9 protein-coding genes and 2 tRNA genes are annotated in these 14,188 nt (G+C 63.3%); 7 read left to right on the forward strand and 4 right to left on the reverse strand.

Annotated elements, in window-relative coordinates:
- Nucleotides 1–85: 85 nt before the first annotated feature.
- Nucleotides 86–1,567, reverse strand: coding sequence for a zinc-dependent metalloprotease (locus ABEA12_RS13485; protein WP_210100330.1), 1,482 nt, complete (start codon nucleotides 1,565–1,567; stop codon nucleotides 86–88).
- Nucleotides 1,568–1,773: 206 nt separating this feature from the next.
- Between ABEA12_RS13485 and ABEA12_RS13490 the strand changes: the two genes are divergently transcribed.
- The 5 genes from ABEA12_RS13490 (at nucleotide 1,774) to ABEA12_RS13510 (ending at nucleotide 8,505) form a co-directional block, all read left to right on the forward strand.
- Entirely contained in the window at nucleotides 1,774–2,940 is a 1,167-nt protein-coding gene (locus tag ABEA12_RS13490) for a YlbL family protein (RefSeq protein ID WP_210100331.1), read from the forward strand.
- Nucleotides 2,941–3,225: 285 nt separating this feature from the next.
- Nucleotides 3,226–6,171: a UPF0182 family membrane protein gene (locus ABEA12_RS13495; protein ID WP_210102505.1), complete on the forward strand. Its 2,946-nt coding sequence runs from the start codon at nucleotides 3,226–3,228 to the stop codon at nucleotides 6,169–6,171.
- Between the two features lie 110 nt (nucleotides 6,172–6,281).
- Nucleotides 6,282–6,355, forward strand: a tRNA-Met gene (locus ABEA12_RS13500).
- Between the two features lie 282 nt (nucleotides 6,356–6,637).
- Nucleotides 6,638–6,711 (forward strand) — tRNA-Met (locus ABEA12_RS13505).
- A gap of 246 nt (nucleotides 6,712–6,957) precedes the next feature.
- Nucleotides 6,958–8,505, forward strand: a complete 1,548-nt coding sequence (locus ABEA12_RS13510) for a YrdB family protein (protein WP_210100332.1) — start codon at nucleotides 6,958–6,960, stop codon at nucleotides 8,503–8,505.
- Nucleotides 8,506–8,738: 233 nt separating this feature from the next.
- Here ABEA12_RS13510 and ABEA12_RS13515 read toward each other — a convergent pair whose 3' ends face one another.
- Nucleotides 8,739–9,380, reverse strand: coding sequence for a metal-dependent transcriptional regulator (locus ABEA12_RS13515; protein ID WP_210100333.1), 642 nt, complete (start codon nucleotides 9,378–9,380; stop codon nucleotides 8,739–8,741).
- Entirely contained in the window at nucleotides 9,380–10,180 is an 801-nt protein-coding gene (gene hisN / locus ABEA12_RS13520) for a histidinol-phosphatase (protein WP_210100334.1), read from the reverse strand. The genes ABEA12_RS13515 and hisN overlap by 1 nt, the downstream gene beginning before the upstream one ends.
- Before the next feature lie 585 nt (nucleotides 10,181–10,765).
- On the opposite strand from hisN, the gene ABEA12_RS13525 reads away from it, so the two are divergent.
- Nucleotides 10,766–10,939, forward strand: coding sequence for a hypothetical protein (locus tag ABEA12_RS13525; RefSeq protein WP_210100335.1), 174 nt, complete (start codon nucleotides 10,766–10,768; stop codon nucleotides 10,937–10,939).
- Nucleotides 10,940–11,980: 1,041 nt separating this feature from the next.
- Nucleotides 11,981–12,634, forward strand: coding sequence for a PHB depolymerase family esterase (locus tag ABEA12_RS13530; protein ID WP_345468621.1), 654 nt, complete (start codon nucleotides 11,981–11,983; stop codon nucleotides 12,632–12,634).
- A 449-nt stretch (nucleotides 12,635–13,083) separates the two neighbouring features.
- On the opposite strand, the gene rsgA is transcribed toward ABEA12_RS13530, so the two are convergent.
- Nucleotides 13,084–14,187 (reverse strand): ribosome small subunit-dependent GTPase A, encoded by a 1,104-nt coding sequence (gene rsgA, locus ABEA12_RS13535; RefSeq protein WP_210100336.1) that lies wholly within the window; start codon nucleotides 14,185–14,187, stop codon nucleotides 13,084–13,086.
- Nucleotide 14,188 lies beyond the last annotated feature (1 nt).

The raw sequence follows: 14,188 nt of genomic DNA on the forward strand, positions 1-14,188 counted from the left end.
TACCACGCCGGGACATGCAAGAGGACCGGCGCAAACACGCCGGTCCTCTTGTCCATTCACCTGTCGCTGCAGTTTTGCCTTGTGGCTACTTCTGGGTGGGATCCCCGTCTTCGGGTCCTTGGTCGGTACCGTCGCTGTCTCCGGTGGAATCCTCCGGGCCGGACTCCGGGCCGTCGCTCTCGCTGTCGGAAACCGGTTCGTCAAACCCGCCGTCCAGTAGCTTGTTCAACGCAGCATCGATGTCATCCATGCTGGCTTCGGCAAGCTCGCGGCGTGAAGTGAACCCAGTCGGGTCCTGCAAGTCCTCATCGGTGGGCAAGAGGTCAGGGTGAGCCCAGATGGCGTCGCGCCCATCCATGCCGCGTTCCTCCAGCAGATGCGCCCACAATGCAGCGGCCTCGCGCAAGCGCCGTGGCCGCAATTCCAGTCCGACCAGCGAGGCGAAGGCGTTCTCAGCCGGACCGCCGGTAGCCCGGCGGCGACGGATCGTCTCCCGCAATCCCGAGGCGCTGGGCAGATTCACCGCGGCGGCGGCAACCACCTCGTCGACCCAGCCTTCGATCAACGCGAGCACCAGTTCAAGCTTGGACAGCGCAGTCTCCTGCGCGGGGGTGCGCTTGGGCATGAACAGTCCCTCGCCCAGCAGGGACTGCAAAGACTCGGGGTTCATCGGGTCGATGTCACGCACGGCTTCTTCGATGCGGGACATGTCGATGTGGATACCGCGGGCATAGGACTCGACCGCGGAGATCACCGCGGGGCGCAGCCACGGCACGCGGTTGAACAACCGGGCGTGGGCGCATTCGCGCAGGGCGGCGAAGAGCAGGACCTCCTGCTCGGGAATTTCCAGTCCCTCGCCGAAAACCGAAAGGTTGGAGGGCACCAGCGCCGGGGTCGAGCCGGCCAGCGGCAAACCGATGTCGGATGCTCCCAGCACGTCCTTGGCCAGGCCGCCGACGGCGGTTCCCAGCTGCATGCCGAACATTGTCCCGCCCAGGGATTGGAGCATGCCTTGGGCCCCGCCCATCATGGGGCGCATCTCCTCGGGGATCTGCTCGCTCAGTGCCGTGGTGATGGCCTTGCCGACGCTCAGTGCCACCGGTTCGGTCAGCGACTTCCACACCGGCATGGTCTTTTCGACCCACTGGGCCCGGGTGAAGGAGCGGCATTCACTTCCGTCCGCCTCGAACGTCGTGGCAGCGTCGAGCCACATTTCGGCCAGCCGCGCAGCGCTGGTCACAGCGCCGGAACGGTTCGCCGAGATCGATGGGTCATCGGAGGCAATGGCCTGGCGGGCCGAATCAGTGGCCATCTTCCAGTTCACCGGTCCGCCGTCGCCCTTGGACATCGCAGCCATCATCGCCTGGGCCTGCTGCATCATCTGTGCCATGGCCTCGGGGTTGTTGGACAGGCCCATGGCCTCGCCCAGGCCCTCGGGAAGGTTCTTGGGGTCGAATCCGCCGGCGCCGCCAAAGAGCGAGCCGAACATCTCTGCGAACGGATCCTTCTCGTTCTCATCGTCGTTGCCGGAGTCGTCAGGTCGGTTTGATGGGGGATTTTCAGCCATGGTTCCACGGTACCCCCGGGCCCGTGGATCGGCCCATGACCGGTCTGGGCAGTTCGCTGTGGGCACATCGGAATCCGCTGTGAATTCCATGCCCGGATTCCGCGCCTGATGCCGCGGCGGGGCAACGGCTTGTAGGCTGGAGGCTGCTCGGGGCGCGCTGTAAATGTCGGCGCCTCGCGCATGAGACAGCAATGGAAGAGGGAGTCATGCCAGCAGCGCATGAAGAAGCCGGATCCGACGAGGGCAGGCACACCGCAGGTAGCCCGGGCACGGGCCCGGATGGCGCGGACCACCGCGGACTGCGGCGCCGTTTGCGTGAACCCTCGGCCGGTCTCCAACGGGCCCGCCGCAACCGGGCCGTTGCCGGCTGGCTGGCGATGGGGCTGGTCGTGGCCGCGACACTGCTGCCCACACACTTCGTCGTTGAATCCGCGGGCCCCGCACTGAACACCATCGGCAGCGTAGAAGGCACCCCGATGGTGAGCATTTCCGGGAAGAAGACCTACCCGACGGCCGGAGAACTGGATATGACAACCGTGTACGTCCAGGGCGGCGGGGAGAAACGGCTGCCGTTCTTCAACGTCCTTTGGGGCTGGGCGGACCCGAAGCAAGATGTCGTACCCGAGGAGATGGTGCTGCCGCGTGGCACCACTTCCTCGGAACAGGGCGAACAGAACACCGTGATGATGGACGACTCGCAGCAGCTCTCCACCGCGGCCGCCCTGACGGAGTTGGGCATCGAATTCTCCAGCCACCTGTCAGTGGTCGGGTTCGCGACCCAGCAAAACGCCGAGACGCTGAAGAACGGCGATCGGCTCGAAGCCATCAACGGGAAAAAGATCGGCGACCTCGACATGCTGAAGTCACAGCTCGATGCGGCAGATCAGGCACCGAGCAAGCTCGGGATCATCCGGGATAAGAAGGAGGAAACCGTCACGGTGACCACAACTCCCGGTGAGTCCGGCCAGCGCCAGATGGGCATCCTGCTGTCGGGCAGCTTTGATTTCCCGCTTTCGGTCACCTTCGGAGTGGAGAACATCGGTGGGCCAAGCGCCGGGATGATGTTCTCCTTGGCGATCATCGACCAGCTCACCGAGGGGGAGATGACCGGGGGCAAGCATTTTGCAGGCACGGGGGCGATCACCGTCGACGGCAAGGTCGAACCCATCGGCGGCATTGCCCAGAAACTGGTTGGCGCCAATGCACAGGGCGCACAATACTTCCTGGCACCCGCGGATAACTGCCCTGATGTCCGGGGCAGGATTCCATCTGGACTGGACGTCATCAAGGTGGCGACACTCGGCGAGGCTCGCGCGGCGGTCGAAGGCATCGGCGCGGGCAAGGATCCCGCTTCGTTCCCCGGCTGCGGCTAGGGCGTGACCTAAGGATCCGGCGGGCGGAACCGGGACATGCGATGCCCGTGGCATCACAATCTCCTTACGTTTGTGCGACACCCCCGTCGGCGGTTCTTCACCCGGCGCCCGGGCAAGGCAGAATGGAGAACAAAGACACAGTTATGATGCGTTTTCCGCGCGTCGATCGTCCCAATGGTGAGGTAAAAATTGAGTTTTGGCAACGACAGCCCCTTCGGTGGCCCTCCAGGTGGCCCCGAAGGGCGTCCCGACCCGCAGCCGCAGCGGGGACGTAAATCCCCGCTGATGCCCACGATCATCGTGATCGGCATCCTGGTCGCGATTTTCGTGTTCGTCACCAGCATCTATGCAGACGTGCTCTGGTACAACCAGCTTGGTTTCCAACGCGTGTTCTGGACCGAGTACCTGGCAAAGGCGGGCATCTTTGTCGCCGCCTTCCTGCTCATGGGCTTCGCCATCTGGATTTCGCTGCGCCTGGCATACCGCTCGCGTCCGGTCTACGCGCCGGACGGGCAACGCCAGGACACGATGTCCAAGTACCAGTCGCAGCTGGAGCCGATGCGCCGCCTGCTGATGATCGGTGTTCCCGTGGTCATCGGCATCTTCGCCGCCACGGCGGTCACCTCGCAGTGGAAAGAGGTGCTGCTGTTCTTCAACCAGGTCGATTTCGGTGAGAAGGATCCGCAGTTCGGGCTGGACCTGTCCTTCTACATGTTCTCCCTGCCATTCATCGGCCTGCTGAGCGGCTACCTGATCTCGGTGGTTCTCATCGCCGGAATCGCCGGCCTGCTGACCCACTACCTCTACGGCGGAATCCGCATCGAGGAGCGCGGCGGCGTCGTCATCGGCAAGCCCGCGCGCATCCACATCGCCGTGGTTGCCGTGGCGTTCCTGCTCTTGCAGGCAGTGAACTTCTGGGTCGACCGTTACTCCACGTTGCTCGGCCAGGACGGCCGCGTCGCCGGTGCCCTGTACACGGACGTGCACGCAGTGATCCCGACCAAGACAATCCTTGCCATTGCCGCCGCGCTGGTTGCCGTGACGTTCATCGTTGCCGCCATCATGGGGCGTTGGCGTCTGCCGATCATCGGTACCGCGATGCTGCTGGTGACGGTCATCGTCGCCGGCGGGATCTACCCGTTCATCGTGCAGCAGTACCAGGTCAAGCCGTCTGAAAAGACGCTTGAACGCGAGTACATCAAGAAAAATATCGACATGACGCGCAAGGCCTACGGCCTGGATGTGGTGGAAGAAACCAACTACGACGTCAAGTTGAACCCGCAGAAGAATGCGTTGGCCAAGGACAGTGCGACGACCACGAACATCCGCCTGCTGGATCCGAACCTGGTCGCGGCCGCGTTTGACCAGTTGCAGCAGTTCCGCACGTACTACAAGTTCACCAACACCTTGAACGTTGACCGCTACGAGATCGACGGCAAGACCGAAGACACCGTCATCGGTGTGCGCGAACTGAACGTGGACCCGGGGGATACCTGGGTCAACCAGCACATCACCTACACCCACGGCTACGGCGTGGTCGCAGCATTCGGCAACCGCGTGGCCGCCGGTGGCCGCCCCGACTTCATGCTCAGCGGCATCCCGACAACCGGTGTGCTGGCCAACGACGACACCTATGAACCGCGGATCTACTTCGGCGAGTTGTCTCCGGACTACTCGATCGTCGGCGGACCCGAGGGCTGGGACCCGCGTGAGCTTGACCGTCCGGCCTCCGGCTCGGGCAGCGAGGACACCCGCAACACCTTCTCCGGTGACGGGGGACCCTCGGTGGGCAACCTCTTCAACCGCTTGGTCTACTCGTTGAAGTTCGGCTCCACGGACCTCTTGCTCTCTGATGCCATCAACGAAGACTCGCAGATCCTCTACGACCGCAACCCGAAGGATCGCGTTGAGAAGGTCGCTCCGTACCTGACCGTTGATTCCAACGCCTACCCGGCTATCGTCGATGGACGCGTGCAGTGGATCGTGGATGCCTACACGACCTCGAAGAACTACCCGTACTCCAAGCAGCAGGCACTGGACTCGGCGGTCACCGACTCGTTGACCGGCGGTACCCGCGCTGTGGCCCAGACGGGGCAGATCAACTACATCCGCAACTCGGTCAAGGCGACCGTCGATGCCTATGACGGCTCGGTGACGCTCTACGCGTGGGAACCTGACGAGCCGGTGCTGCAGGCATGGCAGAAGGTCTTCCCGACGAACATCAAGTCCTTCGAAGACATGTCTTCCGATCTGATGAGCCACGTGCGTTACCCCGAGGACCTGTTCAAGGTTCAGCGCGAGTTGCTTGCCACGTACCACATGACTGATCCGGGCGGCTTCTACGACGCCAACGATGCATGGTCCGTGCCCGGAGACCCGACGCAGTCCAACGCGAACGTCAAGCAGCCCCCGTACTACCTGTCGCTGAAGATGCCGAAGCAGGAGAAGGAAGCCTTCTCGCTGACCTCGACTTTCATTCCGCAGACAGCTCCCGGCGGCCAGCAGCGTAACGTGCTGTTCGGCTTCCTGGCGGCAGACGCCGATGCCGGAAACAAGGCAGGTGTCAAGGCCGACGGTTACGGAAAGCTTCGCCTGCTGGCCATCCCTCGTGAGCTCAGTGTTCCCGGTCCGGGACAGGCCCAGCAGAACTTCGACTCCAACGCCACTGTTTCCCAGGCGTTGAACCTGTTGCGCCAGGGCGCATCCGAAGTGAAGAACGGCAACCTGCTTTCGCTGCCGGTCGGTGGCGGTATCCTCTACGTCCAGCCGGTCTACGTCCAGTCCTCCGGTCAGACCTCGTACCCGACGCTGCGCAAGGTGCTTGTTGCCTTCGGAGACAAGGTGGGCTTCGCCGACACCCTCGCAGAAGCCTTGGACCAGGTGTTCCAGGGAACCTCCGGTGCGGTGACAAGTGAAACCGACAAGGGTGGAACCACCACCGACCCAGGGGCGCCACCTCTCGATCTGACGGTTGAGCAGCAGCTTAGCGATGCACTCAGTGACGCCAACGATGCAATCAAGGCGGGCCAGAAGGCCCTTGCCGATGGCGACTTCGGCAAGTACGGCGCCGAGCAGACCAAGCTGCAGAGCGCCCTTGAGCGCGCAACCAAGGCGCAGGACGAGTTGACCGGTGCACCTGCACCGACCGATGCACCCGACGCCGCAGCACCGGATGCCGAGGCTCCGGCCGAGGGCACCCCGGCACCGGCCGAGGGCACTCCGGCACCGTAAGGCGCCGGCTATCCGCGAGTGAAAGGTGTCGCCCTGCCGGGTATGTGAGCAGGGCGACACCGCTGGGATTTGCTTCGAAGTCTCCCCATCGGCGATGATTGATATATCGCCGCGGGGTGGAGCAGTTCGGTAGCTCGCCGGGCTCATAACCCGGAGGTCGCAAGTTCAAATCTTGCCCCCGCCACGAATAAAGACCCCGACCAGGGAAACCCGGTCGGGGTCTTTGCTTTGTTTTGGCCCCGCTTTGGGCGATTCGTCCGTATACGCTGTCGGGGCCGGTCCCTTCGGATGCCGGCGATGATCCCGGTTGCCCGGCCCAGCGGTTTCGCCGAGAACGATCTTCGGCGATGCTAGCGATCCACCGATGGGCTTCAGCAGTCATAACTACCGTCTGGGATCGGAAATCGACGGAATTGCCCTCCGATTAGGTACGAAGTATTCACACTGCTAATGTTGTATTTACCGACGCGGGGTGGAGCAGTTCGGTAGCTCGCCGGGCTCATAACCCGGAGGTCGCAAGTTCAAATCTTGCCCCCGCCACGAAAAAGGTTCCGTGGTCCTGAAAAGGACCACGGAACCTTACTTTTTAAGAACATGCAGTGCTTCTTCGCATTCAAGTCCCGCGATCGATCCTTTCCGTCTTGGGCCGGCAACCCAAGAAAACGGGGAAATGCCGATCGACCTGTTGTTTTGCCTTACAGCAGGGCTGAGGTCATAGACTTGAGCAGTAAGTGGTCGGCTTGGAAAATGTCGAGCATTGTCGAGTCCATGTGAGGTAAGGCCAACATGCCGAAGCAGCCAGCGTCAAAGAACGATGTGCCAGCAAAGGACACCGTCGTGCCCGACGCGGCAGGTGAGAAGCCTGCCAAGGCCACCGGAGCACCAAAACAGCCAGAAACGGTCACGGTTCCCGTGGGCAAGGATCCCGCGACAACGCCGAAGCCCATGGCCAGTGGCCCAATGAACGACACTGTGAAAAAGGGTGCGGTCGGGGAGAGAGACACCAAGCCGGGCAGCCAAGCCGGTTCCAAGGACTCCCAGGCGCATCCTGCCAAGGCCCAAGCCACGGAAGCAAGAGCCAACCCAACTCCTGGCGATAGCGCCCACAAGAGCGCAGCCAAGACGTCTCCCGCCCCGTCCCCAGGCAAGCAGAGCGCCTTCACTTCCAAGGAATCGGCAGCCAAGTGGCCCCAGGCGTCCAGCAAGAATGCTGGAAATGCGATGTCCGCGGACCGGCCAGCCAAGAACGCGGTGGATGCCAAGACGCCGACCAAGAATCCAGCGGTTCCCGGGAATGAATCGGCAGTACCCAAGACCGGCGCTTCCGCACCGAACCCAAAGGGCGCAGGGGCTCCCAATCCGGTAGCCACGTCGGATACGAAGCCCGTCCAGGCCGAGGCCGCCAAAGCCCAGTCAATGGCTGCAAAACCAGATGCAGCCTCTATCAGCAAGCCTGGCAAACTGGCGGCGAAGGCCCCGGCGACTTCCACGGAGCCAAACAAGCAATCCACCGCCAAGAGTGAACCGAACCCGGGCAAGGATTCGGCCGGAACCAAGACGGTGTCCGCGACGCCGACACCCAAGAACGGCGCGGATCCTAAACCGGCACCCAAGCCAACCTCGAAGGCAGTCCTGGCAGTGGACCCCAATCAGGCCCAGGCAGAAGCCGGCGAGCCGGTGGCAGCGGCTCCGGCCACCTCGAGCAAGCCAGGAACGAAGGAACCCGCCCCTGCGAACTTCGCCGAAAAACGCGACCCTTTTACTGCGAAGAAACCAGGAGCAAAAACAGGGTTGGCGGCGGAAGCGACTCCTGTTGCCGCAGCGGGCACCGAATCCGCAACGCCGTTGACCGGTGATAAACGCGCAGTGCCTGTCGATAGGTCCGTGGAAGCAGCGCCAATGGCGCAATCGACGCCGGGGAAACCCACCGGCAAGCCGTCAAAGGGAGCTTCGCGCGGCCTGATGATGGCGTTGATGATCGTCTCGTTCATCTTGGAAGTCGCATTGTTGGGTGCCGTGGCTATTTGGGGCATGGCGGAGCTTCCGTTCAGTCCGGCCGTGGCTGTCATCATCACCGTCGTGCCGCTGGTCATCCTGTGGGCCGTTTTCATGTCGCCCAAGGCGAGCCTGCGACTGCCCCAGCCTTTCCACGCGGTCACGGCGCACGTGCTGTTCGCGGTAGGTGCGGGGTTGTTGGCACTTTCGGGCCAGCCGGTGTTGGCCATCTGCATGGGTGTTCTGATCGCTATCAGCCTTGCCCTGACGGTTGCCGTGCGCGGACAGAACGTCGCGGGTCGCCCGCCGAAGGGCACCGGGCGCCGCGCTGCCCGCTGACAGAGCACCAGGAGGCTCCTTTGGCGGGAGCCAACGAGGAACGTGTACGCACTTACGCAGCGTGCCATGGGGCGGCCCTAGCGGATGCCCGAACGCCATGGCGGGGACGGCGAACGCCCTCAACCACCGACTTGGCCCAGGTGGCGTTTGCACGGCCCATGTCGCCGGGAATCCAGCGAGGCCAACGAGATTCCGGAGGGTGGCCTTGCCTGTCCCCGAAATGATCCTTGTGGCTAGTTGTCCCGGTGCATTGGAAGCACCCACAACATTGTTGCGTCTACGTTGCTGATCTGGTGGTGTGGCAGGGTAATGATGGCCCCGGGGCAGATGCCAAGTCCGGCGCACAGGCGCAGGAAGGCGGGATCTTCGTCACTGATCCGCGAGATGCGGGCCTCGGTGGGTGCGCCGTCGGCTTGGAACCGGTCCAAGCGGATCGCCGGGGGCTTCTTCATGCTCCCGTCGGGCCCGGGGATCGGGTCTCCATGCGGATCCGAGGCGGGGTTGCCCAGGCGCGCAGCCAACGCCTCGATGAAGCGGATCGAGACCGTGTGCTCGAGTCGGTCGGCCTCCTCGTGCACTTCATCCCAGCCGTATCCCAGTTCCCTGAGCAGGAAGGTCTCGATGAGTCGGTGGCGCCGGACCACGCCCAGTGCGGCCAGTCGTCCGGCGTCGGTGAAGGAAATGGCTCCGTACGGGGGATGGACCAACAGGTCCTTGCCGGCCAGCTTGGAGACCATTGAGGTTGCAGAGGCCGGGGCCACTCCGAGCTGGATGGCAATACTTCCGGTGGTGACGGGATCGTCTTCCCATTCGGTCAGTGAATAGAGGGCCTTGAGGTAGTTTTCCTCACTGGGGGTTAGCGCAGCCGGGCTCATTAGCGTCCGGCGTTCAGGATTTCCAGTGCGGCGTCGTGAACCAAGCCGTTGCTCGCTACTGCGTTTCCGCCGTTGCAGCCATCGACGCCTTCAACCGAGGTGAACCGACCGCCGGCCTCGCGCACGATGGGGACCAAAGCCGCCATGTCGTAGAGGCTTAATTCAGGTTCGCACGCCAGATCGACGGTTCCCTCGGCAACCATGCAATAGGACCAAAAGTCTCCGTAGGCCCGGGTACGCCACAGCGAGTCCGTCAGCTCGATGAAGTTATCCCGTTGATCGCGCTCTTTCCACCCTGAGAGGGAGGAATAGGACAGCGAGGCGTCCTCGATCTTGGCCACCGAAGAGACCTGGAGCTTGTGGGCCCTGGACATGGAGCGCCCGGTGTAGGCGCCCATGTCCTTCGCTGCCCACCAGCGGCGGTTCAGTGCAGGGGCCGAGACGAGTCCGACAACCGGCTCCCCGTCATCGAGCAGGGCGATTAGCGTAGCCCAAACGGGCACGCCACGAATAAAGTTCTTGGTTCCGTCGATCGGGTCGATGACCCAGTGCCGGGTTGACTTGCCGGTTGTCCCGAATTCCTCGCCGGTGATCGCATCACGCGGACGAGCTCGGGAGATGTGTGAGCGTATTGCTTCCTCAGCAGCCTTGTCCGCATCCGTGACCGGTGTCAGGTCAGGCTTGGTCTCCACGACCAGGTCGACGGCGTTGAATCGCGAGAGGGTCAGGGCATCGACCGAGTCAGCGATGACGTGCGCCAGGCGCAGGTCATCGTTGTAGGTCATCACATCGGTGTTCATGTGGTTAAACCTATCCCACGGGGGGTCATCAGGTTCGCAGGAAACCGGGTACGGCGGAGTAAATCGACTCCAAGACATGTTGCGCGGGCCCCGCCAGGGCGCCAGTGCTTCGTGGGGGAAGTGCTGGCGCACGAGTGTTGGGTTTTGGCGGTTGCATCAACCGGCCCACTCCAAGAGATGGATCAACCGTGGGAAAGCGAAGAACATGCCCTGAGCGATTCGTTCAGGCTCCCGATGCCGCACGGCATCTTCACACGCGAGTGAATGGTGGTTCGCCATGAAGAAACCTGTGAGACTGGGCGCCATGGCGACGGCAGGAGGAGACTAGCCATGAACAAGAAAACTTGGATACCTGCGATCATCTTGTGCAGCGTGGTCGTTTCAAGCACCGGATGTACGCAGCAGTAAGTTCCCGGGTCAGAAATACGCTCGTTCCTGGCGACGCAGCGAGGCCCGGAGGACGCTTAAACGTTCATCCCCGAGATTGAGGGACTTGACGCAGAATCCAGCAGGGTAGTCGGTGTCGTCGGTACCCTTCGCTATTTCGTTGCTGGGTACGGGGCCTCGGGAGGCTGCCTGATCATCGTGGACTCGGCGAGAGATGCCGCGGTGGCAACATGCAGCAACGACCTGATCGGCCTGGAGAAAACAGATTCCCGGGTCGGTGGGGCAGAAGTCGTGACCAGCGGCGAGGAGGTCCTGGACGGTTGGGTGAGCCTCAGCGATTTCCTGGTCGTGAATCCGGACGCGACCCATTAGCGCGAATCCATGATCCGTCCACGACCCGTGGATACTGTTCCGGCCCCTGGGCGGCCGGCGCGGCGGCATATTCACGGACCATAAAAGAAGTGATACGGGTGCGAGGGTACCGGAACCTCAGCGCCACGGAACTGGATGGCATCGAACGGCTTTTTGATCGTGGGTACCAACGAGTTCGGCTCTCGGAACCCCGATGCTCCATAGGGATATTCGCCAGCAGGCACACATCATGGGGTTCCATGGGCAGGCGCTGGTTGCGCATGTCGGCTTCCGGTCCCGCCCGAGCATAGTGGGTGGTGACGAGGTCGCAACGGCTGGAACGGGGAGGAGTCCTGTCCGATGGGGGCTCACGCGGTACCGGCCTCGGGGGGACGAGCAATCCGGGATGCCCAACAGGCGATGCGGGATGAAGCCGGGGTCGACTTTGGATTTCTCGGGTGGCGCAGGGTTGTCATGCCGTTCTATCTGTCCGCGGGTGGATTCAGGTCCACGCCACGGAACGGTGTTTGTCTCTCGTGGACCAGGGAGCCATCAGGGTGTCCCACGACTGACCGATTCCCGTACGCTCTTCCAAACCCAACTCGAGCCAGTGGTCCGACGGCGAAATCGATCTACGGGGTACGCCCTTGATGAAGCGGACTCAAGTCCCATCAAGAGTCCCATCAAGCCAGATGCCTGGGGTGCGTGCCGAGCTTATCCCCGCGAGTGCCTTCGCCCAGGCTGTCGGCTTGCGAAACGGCGTGCTGTTTTCTCGGCGGTTTCCGCGACGAACCCGATAGGCGGTTCAGTGCCGCGCCTGTCGAGAGGCCCCTGGGAACTTCCCTGGATCTCGCTTGCCAAGATCGTATCCCGCGGGGCGACCCTGGACGTACCCACCAGTGTCGGCACGTGCATTGGTGATCCCGCACCATCGGCGTCACGGCTTTCGAACCGTTGACACCATCCTTGGCCGGGCTTGACCGTATGGACTGTGACCTGAATCATCTTTCAGATTCATCAATGCGAAGGGTCGGGAAGATGAACGAAGGCACGCAAGCTGCAATGAGCTGGAAACGTCGCACGAGAGCGGGGGTGCTGGCTTCCTTCTTCGTCGAGATGCTCGCCCTTGGCTTCGAATGGTCACAACCTTCGGTCGCGGACAATGGAACTTGGAGCAATGAGTCCATCGCCGGGATGAACGTCCGGACCTACGTCCCCGCATCCGCGCCGGCCCTGCCCGGAGGCCGCGCCCTTATGGTCTCGTTGCACGGTTGCATCCAAACCAACGCGAACCTGCAGTCGGGCGGCAACTGGCAAGCGGTTGCCGACGACCTGGAAATGGTTGTCGCGTTGCCCGCTGCACCCAATGGCGGCGTCATTGCCGGCTGCTGGGACTACTACGACACCAACCACAGCAGCCAATCACCCGCGCGCCACGACGACAACCTGCTGGCCCTCACCGATACGCTGTTGGCTCGCCCGTCACTGGATTTGGATCCCGACCAGGTGTATCTGGGCGGGCTGTCCTCCGGAGCCGGCGAAACCATGGTGATGGGTTGCCTGGCACCAGATATTTTCGCATGCATCGGGATCAATGCAGGCCCGAACCGACACCCACGGAGCCAACGGCCACGCCGACCGAACCGGTTAGTGCATGCTGGAGCGCCACGAATGCTGAGCATCGGGTGGCGGGCCGAGCGATCAGCTACGGCATAAATCCGTACAATCCGTTCTATGCGCTCGGCACCCTGGATTACCTTGGCTAGAGCGACGCGACGCGAACGTCGCTGGAACTCAGCAGCAAGGGGCGCTAGGACATCGTGCAGTCCTGTCGCTGATCGCTTGGCGTGCCTCGGAGGCTCAACGGTGACGCGGTGTCCACGATGGTTTCGTGGACACCGCTTCGGTGTCCGGTGGGACGGTAGCCCTTCTCGGCCTTGCGTGGCGGGGTTGGCCAACCCAGGCGGCTGTGCGTGTTGGGCGGGTATGAGTATCGGCGATGGCCGTGACCAGGTTCATGCCCATGGCGGGGCAAACGCCCCTGAAGCTTGTACGGCATCGCAGCTGGTGCACTCCAGAGGTTCAGGAGAAACTGCGATTGGGCTGCCGGGACGGGGCTCCTCTCGAGTCGTCCCGGATGGATGGCAACGCTGGAGCCGGGGTGCTTACCGTGCTCCCAGCTCCTTGGCCTCGGCGATCTCGTCCTGGCCCAGGAGCCGGCGGTAGGATTCGAGCCGGGCAATGCCCACGGGACCTGCCTCGCCGTTTGCCACCCAGGCATCGAGAGCGCATTTTGGTTCGCTGGGCTTGTGGGTGCACCCGCGGGCGCACTTGTTTGCAACCGGGACCAGGTCGTCGAACGCGTTGAGGATGTTCTCCGGGTCCACCAGGGCCAGGCCGAAGGAACGGATGCCGGGGGTGTCGATGATCCAGCTGCCGGCAGGAGCATCATCGATGCGCAGTGCCAGGGCCGAGGAGGAGGTGTGGCGTCCTCGGCCGGTCACCGCGTTCACGTTGCCGGTGGCACGCTGGGCACTGGTGAGCGCATTGACCAAGGTGGACTTGCCGACCCCCGAATGCCCGATGACGACCGAGACCTTGGAGGCGAGCTTCTCGCGCAACTCCTCGACGGGAGTGCCGGCAAGCCTGGCGGAGAGCCCGTCGGCGCTTCGCGCATCGATGCCCGAGGCCGACTCGTCGGTGGTGCGCGAAACGATGATGTCGATGTCCAGGTGGCGGTAGTTCTCCAGGAACGGTTCCGGGTCGCGCACGTCGGCCTTGGTCATGCACAGCAACGGGGCGATCCCGGCGTCGAACGCGGCAACGATCGCCCGGTCGATGAAGCCGGTGCGCGGCTCGGGGTTCGCGGCCGCAACCACGATGACCAGCTGGTCCACGTTGGCCACCACCACGCGCTCGACGGGGTCGGTGTCATCGGCGCTGCGGCGCAGCAACGTGGTGCGCTCCTGGATGCGCACCAGCCGGGCCAGGGTATCGGGTTCCCCGGAGGTGTCGCCCACCAAGGCCACGAAGTCCCCGGGGACCACCGGGTTGCGGCGCAGCTCGCGGGCGCGGGCGGCAATGATGATCCGCTCCTTCGCGGTGTCCTCGTCGAGGATGGCCCGGTAGCGGCCGCGGTCCACGGTGATGATCCGGCCAATGAGCGCGTCCTCGTATGCGGGGCGGTCCTTGGTGCGCGGGCGTGTTCCTTTTTTGTTGGGTCGGATGCGTACATCGGACTCGTCCCAGTCCCGTGTGCTTCGTGTCATG

Origin of the sequence: Paeniglutamicibacter antarcticus (assembly GCF_039544305.1) — a bacterium.
Lineage (GTDB): Bacteria > Actinomycetota > Actinomycetes > Actinomycetales > Micrococcaceae > Paeniglutamicibacter > Paeniglutamicibacter antarcticus_C.